Here is a 25,641-nt window from a genome sequence, read left to right as displayed (position 1 = left end):
TGACCTGAACCGGAACGCAACCAGCACTTATCCGGAACTCGACAACCCCTCCAACACCCCGTCGGCGCGCACGCGGTAGACCACATCGGACGGCTGCCGCGTACCGAGCGCATCCGGTACTCCGAGCTGCCGCAGCAGCATCCGCCCGATCATCTCGTGCGACACCAGCAAAGGCCGCCGTACGCCGGTCCGGCCGACCTCCTCCAACACCCGTCCGGCGCGTACCTCGGCGTCCGCGTAGCTCTCACCCTCCGGGAACCGATAGGTGTACTTCTCCCGCTCCCGCGCATCCCGCTGCCCCGGCCACCGCGCGTCGATCTGTCCCGACTCGAGGCCCGACCACAACCCGTGGTCGATCTCGGCCAGGTCGTCGACGACTTCGACGATCAGACCGAGGTCTGAAGCGATGATCGAGGCCGTACGCCGTGCTCGCTCGAGTGGGCTGGCGAAGATCGCGTCGATGCCTTCGCCGGCCAGCAACTGGGCGTTCCGGTGGGCCTGTTCGAGGCCGAGCGGAGTGAGCGGTGAGTCGAGACGCCCTTGCCGGCGGCCTGCGACGTTCCACTCGGTTTGGCCGTGGCGGGCCAGGTAGGTCAGGCCGGGACTGTGGCGGGGGTTCCTAGCCATTCGTCGATTTCGGTGAGAAGGGTCTTTTGGATCTCGGGTGGGGCGGTGGAGGCTAGGACTGAGCTGCGGGCGAGGTCGGCGAGTTCGGGGTCGGTGAAGCCGTGGACCGAGCGGGCGGTTTCGTACTGTTCGGCGAGGCGGGAGCCGAAGAGCAGCGGGTCGTCGGCGCCGAGCGCGATCCGGGCGCCTGCCTCGTAGAGCTTGCGGAGCGGGACGTCCTCAGCGCGCCGGTAGACGCCGAGCGACACGTTGGACGCGGGGCAGACCTCCAACGCGATCTGCGCGTCGACGACGCGCTTCAGGAGGTCAGGGTCCTCGACGGAGCGGACGCCGTGGCCGATGCGGCCCGCGCCCAGCTCGTCCAGACAGGTCCGGACAGTCGCCGGACCACACAGCTCGCCACCGTGCGGCGCCGCGAGCAGCCCGGCGTGGCGGGCGATCCGGAAGGCTGGTTCGAACTCGGACGTCGTACCACGCCGTTCGTCGTTCGACAGGCCGAACCCGACCACGCCACGTCCGACGTACTGCGAGGCCAGCCGTGCCAAGGTGCGGGCGTCGAGCGGATGCCGGGTCCGGTTGGCGGCGATGATGACCTGGACGGCGATCCCCGTCGATGCCGACGCGTCGCGGGCGGCGTCCAGCACCAGGTCGGTGAACTCGGTGATCCCGTGGAAGCGGTTCGCATACCCGGACGGGTCCACCTGGATCTCCAGCCAGCGCGAGCCGTCCGCCCGGTCGTCCTCGGCCGCCTCGCGGACCAGACGCCGTACGTCGTCCTCTGTCCGCAGCACCGAGCGGGCGATGTCGTACAGCCGCTGGAACCGGAACCAGCCGCGCTCGTCGGCCGCCGACAGTTCCGGAGGCCAATCGGTCCGCAGCGCGTCCGGCAGCCGTACGCCGTGCGTGTCCGCCAGCTCGACCAGCGTCAGGTGCCGCATCGACCCGGAGAAGTGCAGATGCAGGTGTGTTTTCGGCAGCACCCGCAGATCCCGCTGCGTCATTACCGAAGGTTACTGATCCCGTACCCGCCCCGCGAAATCAGCTCAGCAACTTGGCAATCCGGCCGAGGCCCTCGGCCAGGTCGTCGTCTCCCAGCGCGTACGACAGCCGCAGGTACCCGGGCGCGCCGAACGCCTCACCCGGCACGACCGCCACCTCGACCTCGTCCAGGATCAGATCGGCCAGCTCGGCGGACGTGGTCGCCGTACGCCCGTTGATCTGCTTGCCGAAGACGCCCTTGACCGACGGGTACGCGTAGAACGCGCCGGTCGGCTCCGGGCACTCGACGCCGGGGATCTCGTTGAGCATCCGGACCATGGTCCGCCGGCGCCGGTCGAACGCGACCTTCATCTCGTCGACCGCGCTCAGGTCGCCGGACACCGCGGCGAGCGCGGCCCGCTGGGCGATGTTGCAGACGTTCGAGGTCTGGTGCGACTGCAGGTTCGTCGCGGCCTTGATGACGTCCTTCGGCCCGATCATCCAGCCGACCCGCCAGCCGGTCATCGCATACGTCTTGGCGACACCGTTCAGTACGACGGTCTTGTCGGCCAGCTCCGGTACGGCGACCGGGATCGAGGTCGCCCGTACGTCGCCGTACGTCAGGTGCTCGTAGATCTCGTCCGTGATCACCCACAGGTCGTGCTCGAGTGCCCACCGGCCGATCGCCTCGATTGCCTCCGGGCTGTCGACCGCACCGGTCGGGTTCGACGGTGAACAGAACAGAAGAGCCTTGGTCTTCGAGGTCCGGGCCGCCTCCAGCTGCTCGACGGTGACGCAGTAGTTCTGCGACTCGTCGGCCAGCACCTCGACCGGTACACCGCCGGCCAGCCGGATCGTCTCCGGGTACGTCGTCCAGTACGGCGCGGGCAACAGCACCTCGTCACCCGGGTCGAGCAGCGTCGCGAACGCGTTGTACACCGCGTGCTTGCCGCCGTTCGTGACCAGCACCTGCGAGGCCTCGATCTCGTACCCGGAGTCCCGCTTGGTCTTGTCCGCGATCGCCTGCTTGAGCTCCGGCAGGCCGCCCGCGGGGCTGTACCGGTGATTCTTCGGATCCCGCGCGGCCGCGACCGCCGCCTCGACGATGTAGTCCGGCGTCGGGAAGTCCGGCTCGCCGGCGCCGAATCCGATCACCGGGCGCCCGGCTGCCTTGAGTGCTTTCGCCTTGGCGTCGACCGCCAACGTCGCCGATTCACTGATGGCGCCGATCCGCGCCGAGATCCTGGAACCCATGCGGCCCATCCTGGCACCACGCCGTACGGCGGTGCTCCCGGGTTTCACGGGGTGGGCGGGGAACGCGCCGGGGGCACTGTCCGTTCAGACCTACTGGAGGCTGTATGGTTCTGTCCGCGGTGCGGCGCCCAACCAGGGGTCGTGCGGGCAGGGTCAGGCCGAACTGTTGCCGAGAGGCTGAGTTCGACCAGGTGGCTCGAACCCCGTACACTTCTCTAGGTCCGGGCGTTGGTGGCCCTGATCCGGCATGCCCGAGATCAGGTCCGACGCGGCGTCCGGATGGATTGCAGAGGGCACTAGCTCAACTGGCAGAGCATCGGTCTCCAAAACCGAAGGTTGGGGGTTCAAGTCCCTCGTGCCCTGCAAATCCTGACCGGCGCAGGGCCGGTCAGGCCGCCGCTAGCGAAAGAGGTAGGTCGTGACGGAGACGCGCACCCCGGCACCGTCCGGCGCCGGCAAGCCTGCGGAAGGCAAGCAGCGCCGCAGCCTGCTGCGCTTCTACCGCGAGGTGGTCGCCGAGCTCCGCAAGGTCGTCTGGCCGACTCGCAAGCAGCTCTCCACCTACTTCGCGGTCGTTCTGACCTTCGTGGTGTTCGTCATCGCGATCGTCTCGGTCCTCGACCTCGCCTTCGGCTGGGCGATGTTCAAGATCTTCGGCTGAGGCTGCCCACCACGATCCGACCGTAGGTCCCGGGCTCCTGACCCGACCCGAAGCAGAACAAGACCCCGATCCACAGATGACGGAGTACGACGTGTCCGAGCGCGACGACGAGGTCCTCGACCACGAGGACGAGTTCGACGTATCCGACGCCGACCTCGATCTCGACTTCGACGAGACCGCCACCGATGACGATCTGTTCGCTGACGACGACGATGACGACGACCCGTTCGCGGGCCTCGACGACGACGACGCCGCGGGCGAGGACGAGGACGATGTGGACGACGACGAGTACTCCGCCGACGACGAGGCGGAGACGCCGCGGGCGGACACCGACACGTCCGACGACGAGCCGGTGGTAGTGGTCCCGGCGGCCGACGATTCCGAGGCCGCCGAGTTCGTGACCGAGGACGACGTCGAGGACGCCGTCGAGGAGCTGGCCGACGAGACCGCCGAGACCGCGCCGCCGACCACCGCCGAGGTGCCTGCCGCGGCCGACGAGGTGGTCTTCTCCAGCGGTGACGACGAGTCCGACGACGAGTTCGACGATGCCGAGTCCGGCGACGCCGACGTGGACGCGCCGGCCGCGGCCGCCGCCGCGACGGGCGACGGCGAGGACGAGGACGACGCGGAGGCCGAGGAGGCGGAGCCCGAAGAGCCGGGCGACCCGCTCGAGGAGCTGCGCAGCCGGCTGCGTTCGCAGATCGGCGACTGGTACGTCGTGCACACGTACTCAGGGATGGAGAACCGGGTCAAGGGCAACCTGGAGAACCGGATCAACTCCCTGAACATGGAGGACTACATCTTCGAGATCATCGTGCCGACCGAAGAGGTCGCCGAGATCAAGAACGGTCAGCGCCGGATGGTGAAGCGCACCGTCCTCCCCGGCTACGTGCTGGTCCGGATGGACCTGACCGACGAGTCCTGGTCGACCGTGCGGCACACGCCGTCGGTGACCGGCTTCGTCGGGAACAGCCAGAAGCCGGTCCCGCTCAGCCTCGAAGAGGTCGAGAAGATGCTCGCTCCGGCTGTCGTGGCGGCAGCCGAGGCGGCGGCAGCCGAAGCCGGCGCCGCACCCGCCAAGACCGCGGCGAAGAAGAAGGTCGAGGTTGCCGACTTCGGTGTGGGCGACTCGGTCATGGTGGTCGACGGGCCGTTCGCGACCCTGCACGCCACAGTCACGGAGATCAATGCCGAGGCCCAGCGGATCAAGGCCCTGGTGGAGATCTTCGGCCGGGAGACCCCGGTGGAACTCAGCTTCAACCAGATCCAGAAAGTCTAAGGACCCGACAGAATGCCTCCCAAGAAGAAGATCGCTGCCCTGGTCAAGGTGCAGCTCCAGGCCGGTGCAGCGACGCCGGCCCCGCCGGTCGGTACCGCGCTCGGTCCGCACGGCGTCAACATCATGGAGTTCTGCAAGGCGTACAACGCCCAGACGGAATCCATGCGTGGCAACGTGGTGCCGGTCGAGATCACCATCTACGAGGACCGTTCCTTCACCTTCATCACCAAGACGCCGCCGGCGCCGGAGATGATCAAGAAGGCCGCCGGTCTGCAGAAGGGCTCGGCCGTCCCGCAGCGCGACAAGGTCGGCAAGATCACCAAGGACCAGGTCCGCGAGATCGCCACCACCAAGATGCCGGATCTGAACGCGCGTGACATCGACGCGGCGATGAAGATCATCGAGGGTACGGCGCGCTCCATGGGCGTCACCGTCGACGGCTGATCAGTACCACTTCACACGTAGTAGTGGCAGGGCGAAGCGCCGCCCGGAGACCACACCCCAGAGAGGAACCAGTCATGGCACAGCGCAGCAAGGCTTACCGCGCCGCCGCAGAGAAGATCGACTTCGATCACCTGTACACGCCGCTCGAGGCGATCAAGCTCGCCAAGGAAGCGGCCGGCAGCAAGAAGTTCAACTCCACCGTGGACGTCGCGATGCGTCTCGGGGTCGACCCTCGTAAGGCCGACCAGATGGTGCGTGGCACCGTCAACCTTCCGCACGGTACCGGCAAGACGGCACGGGTCCTCGTCTTCGCCACCGGTGAGAAGGCCGAGGCCGCGAAGGCCGCCGGCGCCGACTTCGTGGGCGACGACGACCTGATCAAGAAGGTGACCGACGGCTGGCTCGACTTCGACGCGGTCGTCGCCACCCCTGACCTGATGGGCAAGGTCGGCCGCCTCGGCCGGGTTCTCGGCCCGCGTGGTCTGATGCCGAACCCGAAGACCGGCACGGTGACCCCGGACGTGGTCAAGGCCGTGAACGACATCAAGGGCGGCAAGATCGAGTTCCGGGTCGACCGGCACGCGAACCTGCACTTCATCATCGGCAAGGCGTCGTTCGACGAGACCCAGCTGGTGGAGAACTACAGCGCCGCGCTCGAGGAGATCCTCCGGTTGAAGCCGGCCAGCTCGAAGGGCCGCTACATCAAGAAGACGGTCTTCTCGACCACGATGGGGCCGGGCGTCCAGGTTGACCCCAACCTGAGCCGCAACCTCACCGAGGAGCCGGCCGAGGCCTGATCCGCACCTCTTCAGTCAGCAAGCCCCCGGGCACCTGAACTGGTCCCGGAAAGTTGGACTGGTTAAGTAAGAGGTTATAGAGGGTTTCTAGGCTGCGAGGGTCTGGGTCCGGTAGTGCACCGGGCTCAGGCCCTCGAGTTGTGTGGAGATGCGGTGGTTGTTGTACCAGCCGACGTACTCGTGCAGTGCTTCGGCCAGCGCGTCGACGGAGGCGTATCGGGTGTGGTTGAAGAGTTCTTCTTTGAGGTGCCCGAACCAGTTCTCGATGACGGCGTTGTCGTAGCAGTTGGCTTTGCGGGACATGGACTGGGTCGCGCCGGCGGAGGCGAGCAGACGCTGCCAGGAGGGGTGCTGGTACTGGAATCCTTGGTCGGAGTGCACCAGCGGCGCCTGGCCGGGCTCGAGGCTGGGGTCGAGGGTGGCCAGGGCGTCGCGCAACGAGTTGTTGGTCAGGTCCAGGTTCGGTGAGTTGCCGATCGTGTAGGCGATGATCTGGTGGTCGAACAGGTCCATCACCGGCGACAGGTAGAGCTTGTGGTCCCCGACGCGGAACTCGGTGACGTCGGTGACCCATTTCTGATTCGGGGCGGTGGCAGTGAAGTCCCGGTTGAGCAGGTTCGGCGCGGTCCGGCCGGCCTCGCCGCGGTAGGAGTTGTAGCGCTTCTTGCGCCGTACTGGGCAGTCGAGTCCGAGCCGGCGCATGAGCTTCAGGACGGTCTTCTTCGCCACCTGCCAGCCCTGCCCGGTCAGTACGGCGTGGACGCGCCGGTGCCCGTAACGGCGATGGTTGTTCTCGAATACGTCGCGGATCGCGGCCTTCAACTCCGCTCGCGGATCCGGTTGAGCCAGGCGGTTCTGGTGGTAGAAGAACGTGGAGCGGGCCAGCCCGGAGACCTCCAGCAACACGTCCAGACGATGTTCAGCCTTGAGGGCGATCACAGCGGCCACCTTCACCGCCGTTCTTGATCCCTCAAGGCCCGTACTTTTCCCAGGTACGCGTTCTCCGCCCGCAACCGCTCAACCTCGCGGCGAAGCAGTTCCAGCTCCGACTCCGGCCGGACCGGCGCGTCCGGATCCCTCGGAGCCTTCCGCGGCCGGCCCTTCGGTTTCGGCCGCAACCCGTCAGCGCCCTCGCGCCGATATACCCGCACCCACGCCTTCACCAGCTGCGGCGACGACAACTCGTACTCGGCCGCCAGCGCTGTGATCGGCTCACCCGCCAGGAACCGCTCCACCACAGCCAGCTTGAACTCGAACGAGTACGACCGCTTCGTCAGCCTGGTCAACAACGCTCCTCTGCCCCAGATCCGCCACCGCTGATACAGCATCTTCACCGGGTCACGAGCCACCACCAACCGCCGCGCAACAGCCCCCGGACCCAGCCCCCGCTCGAACAAACCTACCGCCAGCCCCCGCTGCGCCTCGCTCAGCGAACTACGTCCATCCATACAAAACACTCCCCAGAAGTCAGAACTGAATTTCTCAGTCCAACTTCTGGGGAGCGGTTCAACCTCCCGGGGGCTTGCTGCTTCTTGGGAACTGATGTCTGCGGCGGGGCGTGGCACCTGAAGCAGTGGCGTTGAACAGGAAATAGCAGGTCTCCACCCACCGCGTCCTGTCTCCACCCACCGCGTCCTGTCTCCACCCACCGCGTCCTGTCTCCACCCACCACGGACGTCGGCTCAGTTTCACGAGCTCGCTTGGGCGCGCTCAGTCGGCCGATCAGCTGTGGGTCAGGCGGAGGGGGTGGTCTGCGGTTTGGACGGTCCAGCCGTTGGGGTGGTTTTCGAGGATGGTGCCTGGGGCGGCGGTGCTGTGGTGGGTGGCCGGGTCGGATCGGGTGATGAGGTGGGTGGTGCCGTCCAGTTCGACCTGGGCGGTGGGTGCGGTGACGTTGAGGGCGGCGGCCTTGCGGCGGATCACCCGGGACGGTTCGGTGAGGTCGAGGAGTCGTTCGTCCTCGGTGAAGAGCGGCGCGTCGGAGGCGTACGCCGGGTCCTGCGGCTGACCGGGATCGCCGGCGACGAGCTTGGGAACCGCCTCGTCCAGGCATTCGCTCAGCAGCGTCCGCCAGCACTGCATGAGCCCGGAGCCGTTCAGGTCCTCAGGCAGTGGCGCGATCCGCTGGGCGAGGATCGCGCCGGTGTCGAACTCCGCCGCGGTCCGGTGCACGGTCGCTCCGACGCGCTCGTCACCTTCGTAGATCAGCCGCTGCGGTGTCGGCCCGCGCCCGGCCGGCAGCGGTGACGGGTGGCAGTTGATCGCGCCGTACGTCGGGATCTCGAGGATCTCCTCCGGGATCAGGCGGGGGAACGCGGCCGAGATGATCACGTCCGGCCGGAGCGCGGCGATCACGGGCGCGGCGACAGTCCGGAGCTTGCGGGTGATCAGCACGTTCAGGTCGTCCGGCAGACCCGCGACCATCGGGTCGGAGGCGCCGTACCTGCTGGTTTCCGGCAGCGTCGCGACCAGCACCAGTTCGTGACCGTTCCGTGCGGCGAACTCGTGCACGAGCCGGAATCCCGGCAGGAACGCGTTCAGGCCGACGATCCGCAAGCTCATGTTTCCCCAGGTGGTCAGTTCGCGACGAGGTCCGGTGTCAGCGACGACGGCGTGGAGACGCCGACCAGCCGCAGGGTGTGGTCGAGTTCGGTGCCGAGATCGGTCAGCAGCCGGGTGACGCCCTCGGACGAGCCGACGGTCAGAGCCCACAGGGCGGGACGGCCGACGAAGACCGCCCGGGCGCCGAGGGCCAGAGCGGCGAGGACATGCTCGCCACGGCGGATGCCGCCGTCGACGTACACCTCGAGGTTGCTTCCGGCGACGGCTTCGGCAACCTCGGGCAGCGCCTGCGCCGTAGCGATCGAGCCGTCGAGCTGACGGCCGCCGTGGTTCGAGACGATGATGGCGGCGGCGCCCGCGTCCGCGCAGCGCTTGGCGTCGTCGCCGCGGAGGACGCCCTTCACCACCACGGGCAGACCGGTGCGTTCGGCGAGCCAGCCGATCACGTCGGGGGTCAGGTCGTCGGCCTTCGCGAGGTCGTCGTCGGTCCACTCGCCGACGGGCAGGTTGGTCAGGAACTGTCCGGGTTGCGCCACGTCCCAGACCGTCTCGCCATCGTCTTCCTTCCGGCCGACCACGGGCGTGTCGACGGTGAGCACGACCGCCCGCGCCCCGGCCTCGACGGCAGCGTCGAGCATTCGGACGGTGATCTCGCGGTTCCGGACGATGTAGATCTGCAGCCACCACGGAACGCCGGTCGCCCCGAGGTCGGCGAACGCCGTACCGGCGTTGCTGGAGACACCGACGACGGACTTCGCCGCGCCGACGCCGCGCGCCATCGCGAGCTCGCCGTCCGGGTCGGCCATTCGTTGCATCGTCGACGGCGCGACCAGGATGGGCGCGCCGACGGGTGTGCCGAGCACCGTCGTACTGAGGTCGACGGTGGACACGTCGTTCAGCACGTGCGGACGGAACCGGTACGCCGACCACGCCGAGGTCGCCTCGGTGACGCTGACCCCACCGGCCGAGCCCTGCCGGAAGTAGCGATGCACGGCCTCCGGCAGCTTCTCGGCGGCCGCGCCTTCCAGGGTGTCGATCCATCGCATGCGGCCCATCGTCGCACCCGGTGGTTCCGCAGCGGACCGAATTTCGCGGCGGAGGGTGGCGGCCGGACGGTACAGTGGACGACATGACGCAGTACGGGCAGCGATTTCTGCGCCCCGGCCGGCACGACGGTGCCGACGGGGTGAGCTGCTGCTGCGCTCTCTCCTGAGGTGACCGCGGCCGACCGGGGTGGACCCCTGTCGAGACCGTCATCCTGGAGAGAAACTCATGTCTGTCCTCACTGCTGAAGAACTGCACTCTGCCCTCGCGCTGCGCGATCTCACCGACCCGGCCCAGGGCCCGCATGCCGTCCAGCTCGTCGTCGATTCGATCCGTACGGCGCTCGCCGCCGCGTGGCCGTACACCGAGATCTGGACCCGTCGCGACCATCCCGTCGTGCCGATGGCCGACAACTACGACAACCTCGGGTACGCCGCCGACGCGGTGACCCGGGAGGCCCGCTACACGCGCTACGTCTCCGAGACCGAGGTGTTGCGAAGTCACACGTCGGCGATGATTCCGCCCGCGCTCCGTGAGCTCGCGGAGTCGGAGTCGTCCGATGTGCTGATGATCTGCGCCGGCATCTGTTATCGCCGGGACTCGGTCGACTGGCAGCACACCGGTACGCCGCATCAGCTCGACCTGTGGCGGGTCAGCCGCAACGTGCCCCTGGGCGAGCCGGAGCTGGAGGACATGATCGCCCGTCTGGTCGACACCGTCCTGCCCGGCCAGACCTATCGCACCGTGCCGGCCGTTCACCCGTACACGATCCACGGCCGGCAGATCGATGTCCTGCTGGACGATCAGTGGATCGAGATCGGGGAATGCGGGGTCGCAGCGCCGCATGTGCTCCGCATGGCCGGCCTGGACGACGGCTGGACCGGTCTCGCGATGGGTCCCGGCCTTGATCGGCTGATGATGCTCCGCAAGGGGATCCGTGACATCCGCCTGCTCCGCTCGACGGATCCGCGGGTGGCGGGTCAGATGCTGGATCTCGCGCCGTACAAGGCGGTCTCGTCGATGCCGCCGGTCCGTCGTGACCTGTCGGTCGTGGTCGACGAGTCGGCGGACGTGTCGGCGGAGGTTCTCGGTGACAAGGTGCGCGCCGCGCTCGGCCCGGACGGCGATGCCGCGGAGTCGCTGGAGGTGCTGGGCGAGACGTCGTACGACGACTTGCCGACGAGGGCCCGTGAGCGTCTCCAGATGACTCCCGGTCAACGGAACCTCCTGGTCAGGCTGGTCCTGCGGCCGGTGGACCGCACGCTCACCGACGCGGAGGCGAATGCCTTGCGTGACAAGGTCTACCGCGCGCTGCATGAGGGTCCTGTGCTCGAGCTCATCGGATAGACCCGTCGGAGCTCGCGGGCGGCGACCACGAAGGCGCACACCGCGAGCGGCAGCTCCAGCAGGAGCGCCTCCGTCATCGAGAGGGTGCGGTCGAACCCGGCCGTCGCCGTACTCACGTCGAACCAGGCGTCGGCCGCGAGCAGCGTCCCGGCGGCCATCGCGGTCAGAGTGGCGTATCTGTTGCGTGTGTGCAGCAGGTACGCCGTGAGACCGGCGGCGATCGCGGTGCCGCAGTCGAGGCCGACCCAGGTGAGCTTCCAGTGACCCGCCTGATAGGTGCTCGGCAGCGTGGCCGCGAGGATCAGGCACCAAGGAAGCAGCACGGCCGCGACCCCGGCGGCGACCAGCGCGGCCAGACCTCCGGGCGAGCGGCGGGCGCGGATCCTGCCGTCCAGCCGGTCCTCGGCTATGTAGTCGTCGAGCGCGTCCGCCACGCGGTCGTCGATCGCGTCGCCGAGTTTCCCGTCGATTGCCCGGCTGAGATCGCCGTTGATCGCTGTCGTCGTCATGCCTTCGAGGATTCCGGCGGCGGGCGCTCGGCGCAGTCCGGCAAGCCCACGAACAGGGGTGGGGATAACCCCCGGCCGGGTCCGTGGGTTGTCCTCATGCCGCCAGCTCGGGGCGAGGACGTAAGTTGTGACGGCAAGCAGGCGCCGACACAGGGAGGTGGTCCGGATGACGGTTGCTGCGAATCCGGTTCCCCGGATGCCCTGGCGGCTCTGGCGCTCGCCGTACTTGTGGTTGGCAACCATCCACATCCTGGGCGACACGGTCGTGGTGCTCACCTCCGGGCTGCTGGTGCTGGCCGCGGTCCTGGTCGCCTTGCTGGCTTGGCCCCTCGGGCACGTCGGGATTCCGCTGAGCGCCGGCGCGAACCGGTTCGTGTACCGGGTGGCGGGATGGGAACGAGCGCGGGCACGGATCACTCGCGGGCAGGTCATCCCGCCGTTGATCCCACCACCGCCCGGCGGATCACGGGTCGCCGACGCGCGCCTCGCGGTGACCGACCGCGGGATGTGGCAGCAGTTCCTGTACTACCTGCTGCTGTTGCCGCTGGCAATCGTTTGGCTGGGGCTCATCCTGGCTGCGTGCTCGGTGCCGCCGGTGCTGATCGCGTTACCGCTGTACTTCGACCGGTTCGCCGCCGCGCAAGCCCAGGTCGGGCCGTTCGTGATCGACTCGGGCAAGACCGCTTCGATGGTGGCGATCGTCGCGGCCGTGTTCCTGCTCGTGGTGTCGCCATGGCTGATGCGGTTGGCGTCGGCGCTGGACGCGGAACTCGCGCGGAGGTTGCTCGGCCGGTCCGAGAGCGGTGCCCTGGCGGAGCGCGTCACGCAGCTGGTGACGAGCCGGCAGCAGGTGGTGGACTCCGTCGAGGCCGAGCGGCGGCGGATGGAGCGCGACCTGCACGACGGCGCCCAGCAGCGGCTCGTCTCGCTGGCGATGACGCTGGGCCGGGCCAAGAACCGGCTGGGGAGCAAGGAGCCCGCGGTGCGCGCGTTGATCGAGGAGGCGCATTCGGAGGCGATGCAGGCGATCGCCGAGCTCCGTGACCTGACTCGAGGACTGCACCCCCCGGTGCTGACCGATCGGGGTCTGGACGCGGCGCTGTCGGCGGTGGCGGTCCGATCACCGGTGCCGGTCCACCTGAGGCTCGGCATACATTCCCGCCCGTCGCTGACGATCGAGTCGATCGCGTACTTCGTGGTGACGGAGGCGCTGACCAACGTGGCCAAACATGCTGAGGCGGCGCACGTGAGGGTCTCGGTGCTGCGGAGAGGCGATGTACTGCGGATCGAGGTCCGGGATGACGGGCAAGGCGGCGCCGATCCGTCCAAGGGCACCGGGCTGCGAGGGCTGACCGACCGGGTGGCCGGGGTAGACGGATGGCTCACGGTGGACAGTCCACCGGGTGGCGGGACCACGCTGATCGCGGAGGTGCCCTGTGGTTGAAAACACGGTGCCCGAAAACACCCTGCCCGAAAACACGGCGGCTGAGGAGACTGAGCGGATGCGGGTGGTGATCGCCGAGGACTCGGTGCTGCTGCGTGAGGGCATCGTGCGATTGCTGGAGGAGCAGGACTGCGCGGTGGTCGCGGCAGTCGCGGACGGGGACGCGCTGCTCAAGGCCGTCGCGGCGCATCGTCCGGACGTGTGCGTGGTCGACGTACGGATGCCGCCGACGTTCACCGATGAGGGACTGCGGGCGGCGTTGGTCATCCGCGAGCAGTACGCCGAGGTCGGCGTACTGGTGCTGTCGCAGTACGTCGAGGAGCGCTACGCGAGTGAACTGATCGGTGGGAACCCGGGCGGTGTCGGGTACCTGCTCAAGGACCGTGTGGCGGACGTGGATCAGTTCATCGAGGGGTTGCGCCGGGTCGCGGGCGGTGGCGCGGCGCTGGATCCGGAGGTGATCTCGCAACTCCTGGTGCGATCGCGGAAGGAGGATCCGCTCGCGGTGCTCAGCCCGCGGGAACAGGACGTTCTCCGGGCGATGGCGGAAGGAAAGTCGAACGCCGGGATCGCCCAGGCGCTCGTCGTCGGTGAAGGCGCCGTGGAGAAGCACATCAGCAACATCTTCCTGAAGCTCCGGTTGTCCCCGACCGACGGCGAGCACCGGCGGGTGCTCGCCGTGCTCAAGTACCTGGACACGTGATGACGACCGCGCAGCGGAGGATGCTGATCATCGGTCTGGTGCCGGTGCTGGTGCTCGTGATCACGGGCGCCGCGCTGACCGTGTCGTTGATCCGGGGCAAGCTGCCGTACGACTACTCGGCCTCGTTCACGCCCGGACCGCAAGGGGTGAAGGTGGTGTCGGGCGTCCAGATGCAGTTGCTGGCGAGCACCGACGGACAGGTGCATGTGACGGTCGACGGGACGTACGCCGCCGCGCAGCCCGCCGTGAACGTGTCGACGGCCAGCGGGGTGGTGGATATCGAGACGACCTGTCCGGACGTGCATTGCGACGTCGAGCTGACAGTGGAGGTGCCGAGTTCGGCTGCCGTGCACGCCAAGGCCGAGGGGTCGTCAATGGCTGCGGTCGGCGTTGCGTCGCCGCTGACGGTGGAAGCTACCGATGCTTCGGTCGCCCTGACCCGGGTGCGGAGCCGGCGGGTCTCGGTGGACGCAGTGCACGGCTCGATCGACATGCTCTTCGACAGTGCGCCGGATCAGGTCAACGCCACGACCAGCGACGGTTCCCTCACGGTGCAGCTTCCACGTACGGCGACGTACGCGATCGATGCGCTCGCGGCCCAAGGATCGACCCAGGTCGACGTACCGAACGACTCCAGTTCCTCGAACCGTCTCTATCTCCGTACCAGCTACGGCAGCATCACCGTTCAATAGCTGCGCAGAAGTTCTTGGCCTTCGCGGTGATGGACTCCCAGTTGGAGGCGGCGACGTCGGCGGGGGAGACGACGTCGGTGCCGGCGCTGACGGCCAGGGCGCCGGCGGCCAGGAAGTCGGGAGCGTTGGTGGCGTTGACGCCGCCGGACGGGATCAGCGGTACGCCGGGGAACGGGCCGTTGAGGTCCTTGAAGTACTTCGGGCCCAGTTGATGTGCCGGGAAGATCTTCACCGCGGCCGAGCCGAGGGCGAGCGCGGTCATCACCTCGGACGGCGTGAAGGCGCCGAGTACGAGGGGGATGCCGGCGGTCCGCGCGGCCTCCGCGATCGCGGCCGCCTCGGGGCCTTGGCCGGGGGTGACGAGGAACTGGGCGCCGGCGTTGATCGCCTGGGCGGCCTGGTCGCCGGTCTGAACGGTGCCGGCGCCGACGACCGCGCCGGTCTCGGCAGCGGTGGAGGCCGCGCGTTCCAGGTGCCGGGGGAGATCCGGGGTGGTGTAGGTGAGCTCGACGACGTGGATGCCGCCGGCAACCAACGCGGTACAGAGATCGCGGGCGTCCGAGATCTCCGGGGCGCGGACGACAGTCAGAACCCGATCGGCTCGGAGCAGCTCCAGGGTGTTCACGACAAGTTCCTTTCAACTGAGGTACGGCGAATGGCGCGGCCGGGGCGGGTGGGCGTTCGCTGCGAGTCGTCGATGACGGGGATGCCGTTGACGAAGACGTACGGGATGCCGGTGGCTTGCCGGCGAGGTTCGGGGAACGTAGCGGTGTCCTGGACCTTCGCGGGGTCGAAGAGGACCAGGTCGGCGGCGTACCCCTCGCGGATCAGCCCGCGGTCCGGGAGCCGGAGACGACGGGCAGGGCGGCCGGTGAGGTGGTGGATGCAATCGGCGAGATCCAGTACGCCGAGCTCGCGGACGTAGCGGGCGAGGTACCGCGGGAACGTGCCCCACGACCGCGGGTGCGGTTTGCCGCCGACCAGGATCCCGTCCGAGCCGCCCGTGTGCGACGGGTGCTGCATGATCGCGCGCACGTTCTCCTCGTGGCCGACGTGCTGCAGGATCGAGGTCGCGAGGTCATCGGCGAGCAGGATCTCGAAGAAGACCTCCGAGGCCGGCTTTCCGGTGCCTGCCGCGAGGGACGCAACGGTGTTGCCGACCGCGTCGGACAGGGCAGGGTTGCGCACGCCGCCGATCTCGATCGTGTCCCACTCCACCACGCAACCGTGGCAGCCGTCGGACCCGACCTGCTCCAGCTCGTAGGTGATGCGCTCCCGCGCGGACGGATCGCGCAGCCGCGCGAGCAGCGCGTCCGGCCCGCCTTCGGCGGTCCAGCTCGGCAGGATCGCCGCCAGGGTCGTGGCGCCCGGCAGGTACGGATAAGTGTCGGTGGTGACGTCGACACCAGACGCGAGCGCCTTGTCGATCATGTCGACCAGCTCGGAGCCTCGGCCTGCGTTCGGGGCGAAGTTCATCACCGCATGGGTCAGGTGCAGCGCGCACCCGGAGCGGCGGGCCACGTCGACCATCTCGGCGTACGCCTCGAGGGCGCCCTTGCCGTACGAGCGCTGATGCGGGGCGTAGTACCCGCCGTACGATGCGACGACCTGGCACAGCTCGACCAGCTCGTCGGTGTCGGCGAACATGCCGGGCGTGTACGTGAGCCCGCTGCTCATCCCGACCGCGCCGTCGCGCAGTCCGTCGGCGAGCAGCTGCTTCATCCGGGCGAGCTCGTCGACGGTCGCGGGACGGTTGGAGGTGCCAACGACCATCAGCCGGAGCGTGCCCTGCGGGACCAGATACGCCGCGTTGCAGGCGATCCCTTGGTCGAGGCGGTCGAGGTACCCGGCGACCGTCGACCAGGAGAAGTCGAAGTCGTCCGGTTCGCCGTTCCAGCCGGCGATCTGACGGCGTACGACGGCCCGCGTCGGATCGTCGATCGGGGTGAACGACAGGCCGTCCTGACCGAGCACCTCGAGCGTGACGCCCTGGCTGACCTTGGCGGTGTGGTCGGGATTGACCAGGATCTGCAGGTCCGAGTGCGAGTGCATGTCGATGAACCCGGGCGACAGCACCAGCCCGTCCGCGTCGATCCTCCGGTGCGCGGCCGGAAGGTCGTTGCCGATAGCCACGATCCGCCCGGCGTCGACCGCGACGTCGGCGTGGTAGCCCGGCGCGCCGGACCCGTCGACGACCAGCGCCCCGGTGATCAGGACATCTCTCATGTCAGAAGAACGTCCGGATCAGGTCGACGATCACGGGATCCGCGGCGTCTGGATCGTCGACGACGGGGATCAGGCCCCATTTGTCGAAGGCCGTGCAGGGGTGCGACAGGCCGACGCGCAGCTCGTCCCCGATCACCACGTCCTGGTCGTCGCCGAACTGCAGGTAGCCGTGCTGGTCGTTGAGGTTCGTCACCTTCATCCCGGCGGCCGGCAGGATCGGCGAACCGTCCGACCGCGGCCGGATCAGCTGCGGCTCGGGATAGTCCTGGTCGAACGGGAAGTCGCGGCGCCCGCCGTCGAAGATTGCCAGTCCCGGCTCGGGCTGCGACGTGATCCGCATCCACCCGTGCATCGCCGGCACGAGCTGTTCGCCGTCCGTCCGCGGGTGCTCGCCGAGCGGCGACACCCGCCGGTAGAGGCCGTCGTCGTGGGTGATGTACGCGCCGGACCGCAGTACCACCCGAGCGCCTTCGCCTGCCTCGGAGGCGAGCACCTTCGCGACCTGCTCGAAGTACTGGCTCCCGCCCGCGCTGACCACCGGTACGACGTCTTCGTCGCACAAAGACCGCAGCCGGTGATGAACGGTCGCCAGCTCCCGCAGGTACGCGCGGACCTCCTCGAGGTTGGCCTCGTCGACGCCGTGCCCGATCGCGCCCTCGTACCCGGCCACGCCGACGAGGCGCAGGGTCGACGCTTCGGCAATGGCGTTCCCTACGGCGAGGGCGGTCTCGAGATCCCGGGCGCCGGTCCGGCCGCCGATGCCGCCGACCTCGACCATCACGTCGAGCGGTCGCGCGTCCGCGCCGACGTACGCCGAACGCGCCGCCTCCATCAGCTCGACCGTGCGGATCGAATCGGCCCACACCATCACCTCGAACGTCCGGTCGGCCGCGAGCTCGTCGGCGATCCAGCGCAACTGCAGGGGTGAGATCACCGCGTTGGCGACGAGGACGCGCTGTACGCCGTACGCCCGAGCGACTCCGAGCTGGAACACGTTGGCCAGCGTGATCGCCCAGGCGCCGGCATCCAACTGCATCGCCCAAAGGGCCGGCGCCATCGTGGTCTTGCCGTGCGGTGCGAGCTCCACGCCGTGCCGGGTGCACCAGGTGGCGAGGGTGTCGACGTTGTGTCGCAGTCCGGGGGCCGACAGCGTCATCAGCGGAGTCGGAAGCTGGGACAGCCGAGGCCGGTCGGCCAGCACCTCCGCGACGGTGCGGCCCCAGAAGGCGGGTGGCAACGCCTTGTCCTGCCAGCTCACCTGCTGATCGGCGAGCGCGGCGACGGTGTCGGCATCGTAAGCAGGCATCTGACCCCCTGGGGTTGGGATTGCAAAATACGCAACGCTCATTGCGCATTCTGACTCGTCGGTTGTAGCATCGCGCCCGAAGTCGCGTCAACGCACGCCGGTCCGACGCACGCCTATCCCATCACCCCGCCGCCAAGGAGTGCCGATGCCCGAACCGCTCCCTGAGACGGACGCGATCTGCCTGGGTGAGGCGATGATCATGCTGGCGGGCGGGCCGGGACCCCTCAAAGACGTGGAGACGTTCCGTCGGTCGGTCGGCGGGGCGGAGTGCAACGTGGCCGGTGGGCTGGCGGCGCTCGGCGTGCCCACCGGATGGATCTCGCGGCTCGGTGACGATGGCTTCGGCCAGCACGTACTGCGGGATCTGCAGGCGCGTGGTGTCGACATCGGGGGTGTCGAGCTGGACCCGGTCCGGCCGACCGCGCTCTATGTGAAGGAGTCGGAGGACGGGCGCTCCCGGATGTACTACTACCGGACCGGCTCCGCGGCTGCTGCCATGGACCCGGAGTTCCTGGACCGGCCGGAGGTCAGCAAGCGACTCAAGCAGGCCAAGCTCGTGCACACCACCGGGATCACTGCGGCGATCTCCACGACCAGTGCGGAGATGCTGGAGCGGCTGGCGACCGAGCCGCGTGAGTTCCTGCTCAGCGTCGACCTGAACTGGCGGCCGGCGTTGTGGCGGGACAGGGATCCCGAGGCGTTGTGGCGGTTGCTGAAGGCGGCCGACATCGTGTTGATCGGTGCTGACGAGGCGGAGGTCTTTGCCGGCACTGGGGACCCGGACGAGCTGTACGAGCGACTCCAAACGCCTGTCCTGGTTGTGAAGGATGACGCGCACCGGGCGATGGTGTTGGAGCCAGGCGGTCGCACTGAGGTTCCGGCGCTCACCGTGGACGTAGTGGAGACAGTCGGAGCGGGTGATGCGTTTGCCGCGGGCTTCTTGGCTGCGACGCTGCAGGACCTTCCGATGACGCAGCGACTCCGGTTGGGGCACCTGAACGCCGCAGCAGTCCTGACCGCTCCGGAAGACCACGCCCCGCCGCCGGCGCGAGAGGTGCGCGAGCGACTTCTCAAGGCATCAGATGAGGAGTGGGCGGCGACGAAGATCGGCGTCGCATGAGTCAGAGCCTCGGTAGGGCGTTGCAGATCCTCAAGAGCCTCGGCGAGGGGGAGCGGTCGCTGGACCAGCTGGCGACCGAGCTGGACGTGCACAAGACGACAGTGCTGCGTCTCCTGCGCACCATGGAGGCAGAGCGGTTCGTACGGCGTGACTCGGCGCACCGCTACCGCCTGGGCTCGCGGCTGTTCGCGCTCGCGGACGTGGCGCGCGAGCAACACGTCGTACGGCAGGTTGCCGCACCGCATCTGCGTGAGCTGAACCAGAAGACCGGCCAGACGGTTCACCTGGCGGCCTGGGAGAACGGTGAGGTCATCTACGTCGACAAGCTCGACAGTGTGCGCTCGGTGCGGATGTACTCGCAGGTCGGCGTACCGGCGGCTCTGCACTGCACAGCGGTCGGCAAGGTGCTGCTGGCTGCGCAGCCGAAGCGGCAGCGGGAGGCGGTGCTGGCGACGCTGGACTACAAGGTCTACACGCCGAACACCATCACTGACGCGGACCGGTTGCGGGACGAGCTGCAGCTGACCAAAGAGCGTGGCTGGGCTCAGGACAAGGCAGAGCATGAGTCGTTCATCAACTGCATCGGTGCGCCGCTGAGCGACAGCACTGGGCGCGTTGTCGGGGCCGTGTCGTTGTCGGTGCCCGACGTACTGCTGAACTATGACCAGGTGCTCGAGCTGCTGCCTGAGTTGCTCGCCACCGCGAATGCGATCAGTGCCGACTACAACTGAGAGGTCAGACCTGATGTCCGACAAGACCGCAGTCTCCACCACCGACGCGCCGCCGCCGATGCCGGTGTTCTCGCAGGGCGTCCGCAAGGGCAACATCCTGCAGGTGTCCGGCCAGGGCTCGGTCGACCCGGCCAGCGGCGACTTCGTGTTCAAGGGTGACGTGAAGGGCCAGACCACCCGGGTGCTGCAGAACATCGAGGCGATCCTCAAGGCCGGCGGTGCGAGCATCGACGACGTTGTGATGCTGCGCGTCTACCTCACCCAGCGCGAGGACTTCGCCGCGATGAACGAGGCGTACGCCGAGTTCGTGTCGACCCGTACGCCGAGCGGCGTCCTGCCCTCGCGGACCACCGTCTTCACCGGCCTGCCGCTGCCGGACATGCTCGTCGAGATCGACGCGCTCGCTGTCCTGAGCTGATTCCTGGGCTGGTACAGCTGGTTCTGAACCCGGCACCCGGATCAGTGGCTCGTCGTTGACGGCCTGCTGACCCGGGCCGCGGTCGGTCCAGCGGTGATGCTCACCGGCTGGACGCCGCCTCGACAGCTTTCCCGTATCGCGGGATATGGTTTCACCATGCAGGAAGCGCGTGGTTCGGTGCAGTCGATCGACCGCGCGGTGGCGATCCTCCGGTGCTTCGACGCGCGGACGCCGGACCTCGGCATCAGTGACCTGGCGCGGGCGACCGGCCTGTCCACGAGCACCGTGCACCGGCTGCTGCTCGCCATGCAGGAGAACGGGCTCGTCCGGCAGACCGCCCACCGGCGGTACGCGATCGGCCCGCTGGTCGTGCAGTTGGCGCACAGCGGCGGGATTCCGGCCGGTTTGCGCGACGCTGCCCTGCCGGTGCTGCGTGCACTCCGCGATGCCACAGGGGAGACCGCGGCCGTGCACGAGCTGCTCCCGTCGGGGCAGCGCGTCGTCCTCGACCAGGTCGAGAGCCATCACCAGTTGCGCCGTACCTACACGGAGTTCGGTCTGCCGGTCGCGCTGCCACTGGGTGCGCCGGGGAAGGCGCTGCTGGCTTTCCTGCCGTTCGAGCGGCAGCAGGAGGTCCTGAAAGGCCCGCTCGAACAGGTGCAGCCCGCGACCATCACCGACCCGGAGGTGCTCGCCGAGCAGTTCGCGGCGATCCGCCGGCGCGGGTACGCGATGTCGCGGACCGAGCGGACGGCCGGGATCTGCAGCGTCGCGGCGCCGGTATTCGGCTATTCCGGCGAGGTCGCCGGTTGTCTGAGTGTCTCCGGCCCCGAGATGCGGATGCCGGTCGAGCGGATGGAGGAGTTCGGGATGAGGGTCGCCCAAGGTGCCTGGTCGGTGTCCGAGCTGCTGGGCGCCACCCCGGCCGCCCGAGACCGCAGTACGGCGCTGGCCGGCGGCCGGTGATGTCCCAGGCCCGGACCCTCTGGAAAATCGCACCTGCGGTCTATCTGCCCGCTCTGCTCTACGGAATCGGCCAAGGCGCGATCGCACCCGTCGTAGCGCTGTCGGCCACGCACCTGGGCGCTTCGGTCGCTGTAGCCGGGCTGGTCGTTGGTGCAGCCGGCCTGGGCCAGGTGATCGGTGACATCCCAGCTGGTGCCCTCACAAACCGCATTGGCGAGCGCAGCGCGATGCTGTCCGCCACCGTCCTGGTAGCGCTTGCACTGGCGGCCTGTCTGGTGGTTCCAACGGTCTGGGGTCTGGCCATCGCTATCGGCTGTACCGGACTCGCCGGAGCGGTCTGGGGCCTCGCCCGACAGGCCTACCTGAGTGAAGCCGTACCGATCGAGCTACGGGCCCGCGCGCTGTCCACACTGGGCGGCGTACAACGGATCGGCTCGTTCATCGGCCCGTTCCTCGGTGCGGGCGCGATGAGGTTCCTCGGCACGGACGGCGCGTACTGGGTGCACCTGGTGGCCGCCGTACTCGCCTGTGCAGTCCTGGTGAGCCTGCCGGACGTTGCCAACCGGCGCGGGAGGGGGCCGATCGCGGCACAGTCGACCTGGGGTGTCATCCGCGACCACTTCCCCGTACTGCGGACTCTCGGTGTCGGAGCGTTGCTCGTCGGGGCGGTGCGGGCCTCGCGGCAGGTGGTGATCCCGCTCTGGGCGCTGCACATCGGACTGGACCCGCAGACGATCAGCATCATCTTCGGACTGTCCGGTGCGGTGGACATGTTGCTGTTCTATCCGGCCGGTTCGGTGATGGACCGGCTCGGTCGCAAGTGGGTCGCCGTACCGTCGATGATCGTGCTGGGGCTGGCGCATCTGCTGCTGCCGCTGACGCACACCATGGCGACACTGACCGCGGTCGCACTACTGATGGGGATCGGGAACGGACTGGGGGCCGGGGTCATCATGACCCTCGGCGCGGACGCCTCACCGCCCGTCGGACGGGCCCAGTTCCTCGGCGCCTTCCGCCTCTTCGCGGACACCGGCAACGGCGCCGGACCGCTCCTGCTCGCGGGCGCGACCGCGACCCTCGGACTGGCTCCGGCGATCATGATCATGGCCGGAACCGGCTGGGCGGCGGCCACGGCGATGCACCGCTGGATCCCACCGCATCCGAGAGCAGAACAACCTGCTTGAACAACCGATTTGGTCGCCAAGCTAGACGTTGATACTGTTATCGAGCCGAAGACCGCTGGTTGCTGCCCTAGGTAGCTGAAGGTCCCACTCAGGTGGGCGGCCCGCGCAGGTGACTTGGACAGTGACATCAGTATGTTCACGCCCTTGCGCCTGCGCAGGGGCGATTTCCTTTTTCAGGGGTCTCAGGCAAGGAAGCCGAAAGAAGGAGACCCCCATGGCGAGGCCGGACAAGGCAGCCGCTGTCGCGGAGCTGACGGACGAGTTCCGTAGCTCCAACGGCGCCGTGCTGACCGAGTACCGCGGTCTCACCGTTGCGCAGCTCAAGCAATTGCGAGTTTCGCTCGGTGACGACGTGAACTACGCCGTGGTGAAGAACACGCTGACCAAGATCGCGGCCAAGGATGCGGGAGTCGACTCGTTCGACTCGCTGCTCGAAGGCCCCTCGGCAATCGCCTTCATCAAGGGCGACCCGGTGGTTGCGGCCAAGGGTCTGCGTGACTTCGCCAAGGCGAACCCCCTGCTCGTCATCAAGGGTGGAGTGCTGGACGGTAAGGCACTCGGCTCTGACGAGATCAACAAGCTCGCTGACCTGGAGTCGCGTGAGGTCCTCCTCGCGAAGCTCGCAGGTGCGATGAAGGCGGCCCCGCAGCAAGCGGTGTCGCTGTTCGCTGCTCCGCTGTCGCAGGCCGCGCGCCTGTTCGCGGCGCTGCAGGACAAGTTGCCGGCCGAGGCCCCTGCGCAGGACGCAGCGGCCGACGTCCAGGACACCGTCCAGGACACGGTCGAGGCACCTGCCGAGGCGAGCACCGAGGAGACCGCCGCAGCTGACAGCTGAGGCATCTCACCGCAACACCCCATCAGTGATCACCAAGCACCATTTGTCAGGAAGGACCGCCACCATGGCGAAGCTCAGCACCGAAGAGCTCCTCGGCCAGTTCAAGGAACTGACCCTGCTGGAGCTGTCGGAGTTCGTTAAGGCTTTCGAGGAGGAGTTCGGCGTCACCGCCGCCGCCCCGGTTGCCGTTGCCGCTGCTCCGGGCGCCCCGGCTGCCGCTGCCGAAGAGGCCGCGGAGCAGGACGAGTTCGACGTCGTCCTCGAGTCGGCCGGCGACAAGAAGATCCAGGTCATCAAGGAGGTGCGCGGTCTCACGAGCCTCGGCCTGAAGGAGGCCAAGGACCTCGTCGAGTCGGCCCCCAAGGCGATCCTGGAGAAGGTCGACAAGGCTGCCGCGGAGAAGGCCAAGGAGGCCCTCGAGGGCGCCGGCGCCACCGTCACGCTCAAGTGACCTCAGTTACGTTCCGCTTGCGGGACGTAACGAATGTGTAGAGAAGGGCGGTCCTCGCAAGGGGGCCGCCCTTCTGGCATGTCGGATCGCTAGGATCTCATCCGCTTGACTTTCAGGGGTTACGCAAAACCGTACTCGTGCGTAACCTAGGCCACTGCCCCGTCGTTGGGACGGCAGAACGTCGTCGGTCGGGGACCAGCAGACATTCCCGTGAGGAGGGCCGGTGGGCGTAGAAGTCCGCGTCGAAGGTCTCACCAAGTCGTTCGGCAGCCAGCTCATCTGGGGCGACGTGTCCCTGACGCTGCCCGCCGGTGAGATCTGCGTGATGCTCGGCCCGTCCGGTACCGGCAAGTCCGTGTTCCTGAAGACGCTGATCGGCCTGCTCAAGCCCGACCGGGGCCACGTGTACATCGAGGGCACCGACATCGCCACCTGCAGCGAGCGCGAGCTCTACGAGGTACGGCGGCTGTTCGGCGTGCTGTTCCAGGACGGCGCGATGTTCGGCTCGATGAACCTGTACGACAACGTCGCGTTCCCGCTCCGCGAGCACACCAAGAAGTCCGAGTCCGACATCCGCTCCATCGTGATGGAGAAGATGGAGATGGTCGGCCTGGTGGGCGCGGAGAAGAAGCTGCCAGGGGAGATCTCCGGCGGTATGCGCAAACGAGCCGGCCTGGCCCGCGCGCTGGTGCTGGACCCGCAGATCCTCCTGGTCGACGAGCCCGACTCCGGCCTGGACCCGGTCCGTACGTCGTTCCTGAACCAGGTGATGATCGACCTGAACGAGGCGTTCAGCCCGACGTTCCTGATCGTCACCCACGACGTCAACACCGCGCGCACCGTGCCGGACAACATCGGCATGCTCTACCACCGGCACCTGGCCATGTTCGGGCCGCGGGAGATGCTGCTGTCCAGTGAGGAACCGGTGGTCCGCCAGTTCCTGAACGCCCAGATGGTCGGTCCGATCGGCATGTCCGAGGAGAAGGACGCCGACGAGCTGGCCGCCGAGGCCGGCCAGGAGCTGCCGCCGCTGCCGCCGATCCCGATCCAGCAGCTGCCCAGCAGCGGCATGCTCCGGCCGACCCAGCGCGAGCCAGGCGCCTGGTGCCGCGAACACGGCGTCACCCCACCCCCGGGTTCGTTCGCCACTTCAACAGTGGGGGCAAGGTGACCGTGCTGAATGCCGCGCTGCCGCGCGGCGGGTCACGGGGCTTTGCCTCCCGCCCTTCCCTCGTCGCTCCGGTCGCTTCGCTCCCTCCGCTCCTCAGTCCAGGGCGGGAGGCCCCGTGACAGTTTCTGCCACCGCCCCGCTGAAGCAGGCCGGTTCGCTGTTTGCTTTTGCTCTCGACACCGGGCGGGCGACGTTTCGCCGGCCGTTCCAGGTGAAGGAGTTCCTTCAGCAGGCCTGGTTCGTGGCGAGTGTGACGATCATCCCGACCGCGCTGGTCGCGATCCCGTTCGGTGCGGTGATCGCGCTGCAGGTCGGCGGTCTGATCAAGCAGTTCGGCGCACAGGCCTTCACCGGTTCCGCCGCGGTGCTGGCCGTCGTCCGGGAGGCGTCGCCGATCGCGACCGCGCTGCTGATCGCCGGGGCCGGCGGCTCGGCGATCTGCGCCGACCTCGGCTCGCGGAAGATCCGCGAAGAGCTGGACGCGATGATGGTGCTCGGCATCGACCCGATCCAGCGTCTCGTCGTACCGCGGGTGCTCGCGACGATGCTGGTCGCGTTCTTCCTGAACGGGTTCGTCAGCGTGGTCGGCGTGATGGGCGGTTACGTCTTCAACGTCGTCCTCCAGGACGGCACCCCCGGTAGCTACATCGCGAGCTTCACCGCGCTCGCGCATCTTCCCGACCTGTGGCAGGGGCAGGCGAAGGCCCTGGTCTTCGGGTGCATCGCCGCGGTGGTCGCGTCGTACAAGGGCTGTAACGCGGGCGGCGGCCCGAAGGGCGTCGGCGACGCGGTGAACCAGTCGGTCGTCATCACGTTCATGCTGCTGTTCGTCGCGAACTTCTCGATGACCGCGATCTACTTCCAGCTCGTTCCGCCGAAGGGGGCCTGACGT

The 25,641-nt window shown here is 68.3% G+C and carries 28 protein-coding genes and 1 tRNA gene; 18 read left to right on the top strand and 11 right to left on the bottom strand.

Going from position 1 to position 25,641, the window contains the following annotated elements; translation table 11 throughout:
• Nucleotides 1-27 precede the first annotated feature (27 nt).
• Genes EV651_RS34485 through EV651_RS34475 form a run of 3 tightly spaced genes read right to left on the bottom strand, consistent with a single transcriptional unit; the run spans nucleotide 28 to nucleotide 2,859 of the window.
• On the bottom strand, nucleotides 28-627 hold the full coding sequence (locus EV651_RS34485) for a histidine phosphatase family protein (protein ID WP_133789447.1): 600 nt from the start codon (nucleotides 625-627) through the stop codon (nucleotides 28-30).
• Nucleotides 594-1,628, bottom strand: a complete 1,035-nt coding sequence (locus EV651_RS34480) for an adenosine deaminase (protein WP_133789446.1) — start codon at nucleotides 1,626-1,628, stop codon at nucleotides 594-596. Before EV651_RS34480 ends, EV651_RS34485 begins: the two co-directional genes overlap by 34 nt.
• Before the next feature lie 37 nt (nucleotides 1,629-1,665).
• Nucleotides 1,666-2,859, bottom strand: coding sequence for a pyridoxal phosphate-dependent aminotransferase (locus EV651_RS34475; protein WP_133789445.1), 1,194 nt, complete (start codon nucleotides 2,857-2,859; stop codon nucleotides 1,666-1,668).
• Nucleotides 2,860-3,149: 290 nt separating this feature from the next.
• On the opposite strand from EV651_RS34475, the gene EV651_RS34470 reads away from it, so the two are divergent.
• The 5 genes from EV651_RS34470 (at nucleotide 3,150) to rplA (ending at nucleotide 6,040) form a co-directional block, all read left to right on the top strand.
• Nucleotides 3,150-3,222, top strand: a tRNA-Trp gene (locus EV651_RS34470).
• Between the two features lie 55 nt (nucleotides 3,223-3,277).
• Nucleotides 3,278-3,520, top strand: coding sequence for a preprotein translocase subunit SecE (gene secE / locus EV651_RS34465; protein ID WP_133789444.1), 243 nt, complete (start codon nucleotides 3,278-3,280; stop codon nucleotides 3,518-3,520).
• 358 nt (nucleotides 3,521-3,878) lie between these two features.
• Nucleotides 3,879-4,799 (top strand): transcription termination/antitermination protein NusG, encoded by a 921-nt coding sequence (gene nusG / locus EV651_RS42695; protein WP_370353868.1) that lies wholly within the window; start codon nucleotides 3,879-3,881, stop codon nucleotides 4,797-4,799.
• 12 nt (nucleotides 4,800-4,811) lie between these two features.
• Nucleotides 4,812-5,243 (top strand): 50S ribosomal protein L11, encoded by a 432-nt coding sequence (gene rplK, locus EV651_RS34455; RefSeq protein WP_132319511.1) that lies wholly within the window; start codon nucleotides 4,812-4,814, stop codon nucleotides 5,241-5,243.
• A 74-nt stretch (nucleotides 5,244-5,317) separates the two neighbouring features.
• Nucleotides 5,318-6,040, top strand: a complete 723-nt coding sequence (gene rplA / locus EV651_RS34450; protein WP_131286424.1) for a 50S ribosomal protein L1 — start codon at nucleotides 5,318-5,320, stop codon at nucleotides 6,038-6,040.
• An 87-nt stretch (nucleotides 6,041-6,127) separates the two neighbouring features.
• Here the strand turns inward: rplA and EV651_RS34445 are convergent, their stop codons facing one another.
• The 4 genes from EV651_RS34445 to EV651_RS34435 all read right to left on the bottom strand — a co-directional run bounded on the left by EV651_RS34445 (nucleotide 6,128) and on the right by EV651_RS34435 (nucleotide 9,648).
• Complete coding sequence (locus tag EV651_RS34445) at nucleotides 6,128-6,979, bottom strand: IS3 family transposase (protein ID WP_238157377.1); 852 nt, start codon at nucleotides 6,977-6,979, stop codon at nucleotides 6,128-6,130.
• 11 nt (nucleotides 6,980-6,990) lie between these two features.
• Nucleotides 6,991-7,488 (bottom strand): helix-turn-helix domain-containing protein, encoded by a 498-nt coding sequence (locus EV651_RS42690; protein ID WP_238157376.1) that lies wholly within the window; start codon nucleotides 7,486-7,488, stop codon nucleotides 6,991-6,993.
• Nucleotides 7,489-7,762: 274 nt separating this feature from the next.
• Entirely contained in the window at nucleotides 7,763-8,602 is an 840-nt protein-coding gene (locus EV651_RS34440; RefSeq protein WP_133789443.1) for a methionyl-tRNA formyltransferase, read from the bottom strand.
• Between the two features lie 14 nt (nucleotides 8,603-8,616).
• Nucleotides 8,617-9,648: an alpha-hydroxy acid oxidase gene (locus EV651_RS34435; RefSeq protein WP_133789442.1), complete on the bottom strand. Its 1,032-nt coding sequence runs from the start codon at nucleotides 9,646-9,648 to the stop codon at nucleotides 8,617-8,619.
• Nucleotides 9,649-9,874: 226 nt separating this feature from the next.
• Between EV651_RS34435 and EV651_RS34430 the strand changes: the two genes are divergently transcribed.
• The gene (locus EV651_RS34430; protein ID WP_133789441.1) at nucleotides 9,875-10,993 is read left to right on the top strand and encodes a hypothetical protein; all 1,119 of its coding nucleotides are present in this window, start codon (nucleotides 9,875-9,877) and stop codon (nucleotides 10,991-10,993) included.
• On the opposite strand, the gene EV651_RS34425 is transcribed toward EV651_RS34430, so the two are convergent.
• The gene (locus EV651_RS34425; RefSeq protein WP_133789440.1) at nucleotides 10,948-11,502 is read right to left on the bottom strand and encodes a hypothetical protein; all 555 of its coding nucleotides are present in this window, start codon (nucleotides 11,500-11,502) and stop codon (nucleotides 10,948-10,950) included. The genes EV651_RS34430 and EV651_RS34425 overlap by 46 nt on opposite strands.
• 166 nt (nucleotides 11,503-11,668) lie before the next feature.
• Between EV651_RS34425 and EV651_RS34420 the strand changes: the two genes are divergently transcribed.
• Genes EV651_RS34420 through EV651_RS34410 form a run of 3 tightly spaced genes read left to right on the top strand, consistent with a single transcriptional unit; the run spans nucleotide 11,669 to nucleotide 14,341 of the window.
• Nucleotides 11,669-12,946, top strand: coding sequence for a sensor histidine kinase (locus tag EV651_RS34420; protein WP_133789439.1), 1,278 nt, complete (start codon nucleotides 11,669-11,671; stop codon nucleotides 12,944-12,946).
• 58 nt (nucleotides 12,947-13,004) lie between these two features.
• A complete protein-coding gene (locus EV651_RS34415) occupies nucleotides 13,005-13,649 on the top strand; it encodes a response regulator transcription factor (protein ID WP_133789438.1) in 645 nt (214 codons plus the stop codon).
• Nucleotides 13,649-14,341 (top strand): DUF4097 family beta strand repeat-containing protein, encoded by a 693-nt coding sequence (locus tag EV651_RS34410; RefSeq protein ID WP_133789437.1) that lies wholly within the window; start codon nucleotides 13,649-13,651, stop codon nucleotides 14,339-14,341. The genes EV651_RS34415 and EV651_RS34410 overlap by 1 nt, the downstream gene beginning before the upstream one ends.
• On the opposite strand, the gene EV651_RS34405 is transcribed toward EV651_RS34410, so the two are convergent.
• From EV651_RS34405 to EV651_RS34395, 3 genes are read right to left on the bottom strand one after another with little or no spacing between them, the layout of a single operon-like run.
• Complete coding sequence (locus EV651_RS34405) at nucleotides 14,328-14,966, bottom strand: bifunctional 4-hydroxy-2-oxoglutarate aldolase/2-dehydro-3-deoxy-phosphogluconate aldolase (protein WP_133789436.1); 639 nt, start codon at nucleotides 14,964-14,966, stop codon at nucleotides 14,328-14,330. The genes EV651_RS34410 and EV651_RS34405 overlap by 14 nt on opposite strands.
• Nucleotides 14,963-16,567 carry an amidohydrolase family protein gene (locus tag EV651_RS34400; protein ID WP_133789435.1) on the bottom strand — a complete coding sequence of 535 codons (1,605 nt, stop codon included), beginning with the start codon at nucleotides 16,565-16,567 and terminating at the stop codon, nucleotides 14,963-14,965. The genes EV651_RS34405 and EV651_RS34400 overlap by 4 nt, the downstream gene beginning before the upstream one ends.
• Before the next feature lies 1 nt (nucleotide 16,568).
• Nucleotides 16,569-17,873 carry an amino acid deaminase gene (locus EV651_RS34395; RefSeq protein WP_133789434.1) on the bottom strand — a complete coding sequence of 435 codons (1,305 nt, stop codon included), beginning with the start codon at nucleotides 17,871-17,873 and terminating at the stop codon, nucleotides 16,569-16,571.
• 145 nt (nucleotides 17,874-18,018) lie between these two features.
• Here EV651_RS34395 and EV651_RS34390 point away from each other — a divergent pair, with 145 nt between their 5' ends.
• The 9 genes from EV651_RS34390 (at nucleotide 18,019) to EV651_RS34350 (ending at nucleotide 25,638) form a co-directional block, all read left to right on the top strand.
• Complete coding sequence (locus EV651_RS34390) at nucleotides 18,019-18,993, top strand: sugar kinase (RefSeq protein WP_133789433.1); 975 nt, start codon at nucleotides 18,019-18,021, stop codon at nucleotides 18,991-18,993.
• The gene (locus tag EV651_RS34385; RefSeq protein WP_133789432.1) at nucleotides 18,990-19,724 is read left to right on the top strand and encodes an IclR family transcriptional regulator; all 735 of its coding nucleotides are present in this window, start codon (nucleotides 18,990-18,992) and stop codon (nucleotides 19,722-19,724) included. Before EV651_RS34390 ends, EV651_RS34385 begins: the two co-directional genes overlap by 4 nt.
• A gap of 13 nt (nucleotides 19,725-19,737) precedes the next feature.
• Nucleotides 19,738-20,142: a RidA family protein gene (locus EV651_RS34380; RefSeq protein ID WP_133789431.1), complete on the top strand. Its 405-nt coding sequence runs from the start codon at nucleotides 19,738-19,740 to the stop codon at nucleotides 20,140-20,142.
• 156 nt (nucleotides 20,143-20,298) lie between these two features.
• On the top strand, nucleotides 20,299-21,108 hold the full coding sequence (locus EV651_RS34375) for an IclR family transcriptional regulator (protein WP_133789430.1): 810 nt from the start codon (nucleotides 20,299-20,301) through the stop codon (nucleotides 21,106-21,108).
• The gene (locus tag EV651_RS34370) at nucleotides 21,108-22,292 is read left to right on the top strand and encodes an MFS transporter (protein WP_133789429.1); all 1,185 of its coding nucleotides are present in this window, start codon (nucleotides 21,108-21,110) and stop codon (nucleotides 22,290-22,292) included. Before EV651_RS34375 ends, EV651_RS34370 begins: the two co-directional genes overlap by 1 nt.
• A 214-nt stretch (nucleotides 22,293-22,506) precedes the next feature.
• Entirely contained in the window at nucleotides 22,507-23,127 is a 621-nt protein-coding gene (rplJ, locus tag EV651_RS34365) for a 50S ribosomal protein L10 (protein WP_133789428.1), read from the top strand.
• Between the two features lie 64 nt (nucleotides 23,128-23,191).
• Nucleotides 23,192-23,578, top strand: a complete 387-nt coding sequence (gene rplL, locus EV651_RS34360; protein WP_133789427.1) for a 50S ribosomal protein L7/L12 — start codon at nucleotides 23,192-23,194, stop codon at nucleotides 23,576-23,578.
• 223 nt (nucleotides 23,579-23,801) lie between these two features.
• Nucleotides 23,802-24,749: an ABC transporter ATP-binding protein gene (locus EV651_RS34355; RefSeq protein WP_133789426.1), complete on the top strand. Its 948-nt coding sequence runs from the start codon at nucleotides 23,802-23,804 to the stop codon at nucleotides 24,747-24,749.
• Nucleotides 24,750-24,864: 115 nt separating this feature from the next.
• On the top strand, nucleotides 24,865-25,638 hold the full coding sequence (locus EV651_RS34350) for an ABC transporter permease (RefSeq protein WP_133789425.1): 774 nt from the start codon (nucleotides 24,865-24,867) through the stop codon (nucleotides 25,636-25,638).
• Nucleotides 25,639-25,641 lie beyond the last annotated feature (3 nt).

Source organism: Kribbella sp. VKM Ac-2571 (genome assembly GCF_004362255.1).
GTDB classification, from domain to species: Bacteria; Actinomycetota; Actinomycetes; order Propionibacteriales; family Kribbellaceae; genus Kribbella; species Kribbella pratensis.
Note: the sequence above shows the minus strand (reverse complement) of the source record. Positions and strands in the feature narration are given on the sequence as shown.

What these genes read in the sequence shown, in the direction of transcription:
- EV651_RS34385 (WP_133789432.1), top strand. Translation starts at nt 18,990, where the DNA reads ATGAGTCAGAGCCTCGGTAGGGCGTTGCAGATCCTCAAGAGCCTCGGC.
- EV651_RS34440 (WP_133789443.1), bottom strand. Translation starts at nt 8,602, where the DNA reads ATGAGCTTGCGGATCGTCGGCCTGAACGCGTTCCTGCCGGGATTCCGG.
- EV651_RS34400 (WP_133789435.1), bottom strand. Translation starts at nt 16,567, where the DNA reads ATGAGAGATGTCCTGATCACCGGGGCGCTGGTCGTCGACGGGTCCGGC.
- EV651_RS34430 (WP_133789441.1), top strand. Translation starts at nt 9,875, where the DNA reads ATGTCTGTCCTCACTGCTGAAGAACTGCACTCTGCCCTCGCGCTGCGC.
- EV651_RS34480 (WP_133789446.1), bottom strand. Translation starts at nt 1,628, where the DNA reads ATGACGCAGCGGGATCTGCGGGTGCTGCCGAAAACACACCTGCATCTG.
- EV651_RS34485 (WP_133789447.1), bottom strand. Translation starts at nt 627, where the DNA reads ATGGCTAGGAACCCCCGCCACAGTCCCGGCCTGACCTACCTGGCCCGC.
- EV651_RS34420 (WP_133789439.1), top strand. Translation starts at nt 11,669, where the DNA reads ATGACGGTTGCTGCGAATCCGGTTCCCCGGATGCCCTGGCGGCTCTGG.
- rplL (WP_133789427.1), top strand. Translation starts at nt 23,192, where the DNA reads ATGGCGAAGCTCAGCACCGAAGAGCTCCTCGGCCAGTTCAAGGAACTG.
- EV651_RS34425 (WP_133789440.1), bottom strand. Translation starts at nt 11,502, where the DNA reads ATGACGACGACAGCGATCAACGGCGATCTCAGCCGGGCAATCGACGGG.
- EV651_RS34375 (WP_133789430.1), top strand. Translation starts at nt 20,299, where the DNA reads ATGCAGGAAGCGCGTGGTTCGGTGCAGTCGATCGACCGCGCGGTGGCG.
- rplJ (WP_133789428.1), top strand. Translation starts at nt 22,507, where the DNA reads ATGGCGAGGCCGGACAAGGCAGCCGCTGTCGCGGAGCTGACGGACGAG.
- EV651_RS34410 (WP_133789437.1), top strand. Translation starts at nt 13,649, where the DNA reads ATGACGACCGCGCAGCGGAGGATGCTGATCATCGGTCTGGTGCCGGTG.
- EV651_RS34475 (WP_133789445.1), bottom strand. Translation starts at nt 2,859, where the DNA reads ATGGGTTCCAGGATCTCGGCGCGGATCGGCGCCATCAGTGAATCGGCG.
- EV651_RS34390 (WP_133789433.1), top strand. Translation starts at nt 18,019, where the DNA reads ATGCCCGAACCGCTCCCTGAGACGGACGCGATCTGCCTGGGTGAGGCG.
- EV651_RS34415 (WP_133789438.1), top strand. Translation starts at nt 13,005, where the DNA reads ATGCGGGTGGTGATCGCCGAGGACTCGGTGCTGCTGCGTGAGGGCATC.
- EV651_RS42690 (WP_238157376.1), bottom strand. Translation starts at nt 7,488, where the DNA reads ATGGATGGACGTAGTTCGCTGAGCGAGGCGCAGCGGGGGCTGGCGGTA.
- EV651_RS34395 (WP_133789434.1), bottom strand. Translation starts at nt 17,873, where the DNA reads ATGCCTGCTTACGATGCCGACACCGTCGCCGCGCTCGCCGATCAGCAG.
- EV651_RS34435 (WP_133789442.1), bottom strand. Translation starts at nt 9,648, where the DNA reads ATGCGATGGATCGACACCCTGGAAGGCGCGGCCGCCGAGAAGCTGCCG.
- rplK (WP_132319511.1), top strand. Translation starts at nt 4,812, where the DNA reads ATGCCTCCCAAGAAGAAGATCGCTGCCCTGGTCAAGGTGCAGCTCCAG.
- EV651_RS34380 (WP_133789431.1), top strand. Translation starts at nt 19,738, where the DNA reads ATGTCCGACAAGACCGCAGTCTCCACCACCGACGCGCCGCCGCCGATG.
- rplA (WP_131286424.1), top strand. Translation starts at nt 5,318, where the DNA reads ATGGCACAGCGCAGCAAGGCTTACCGCGCCGCCGCAGAGAAGATCGAC.
- EV651_RS34370 (WP_133789429.1), top strand. Translation starts at nt 21,108, where the DNA reads ATGTCCCAGGCCCGGACCCTCTGGAAAATCGCACCTGCGGTCTATCTG.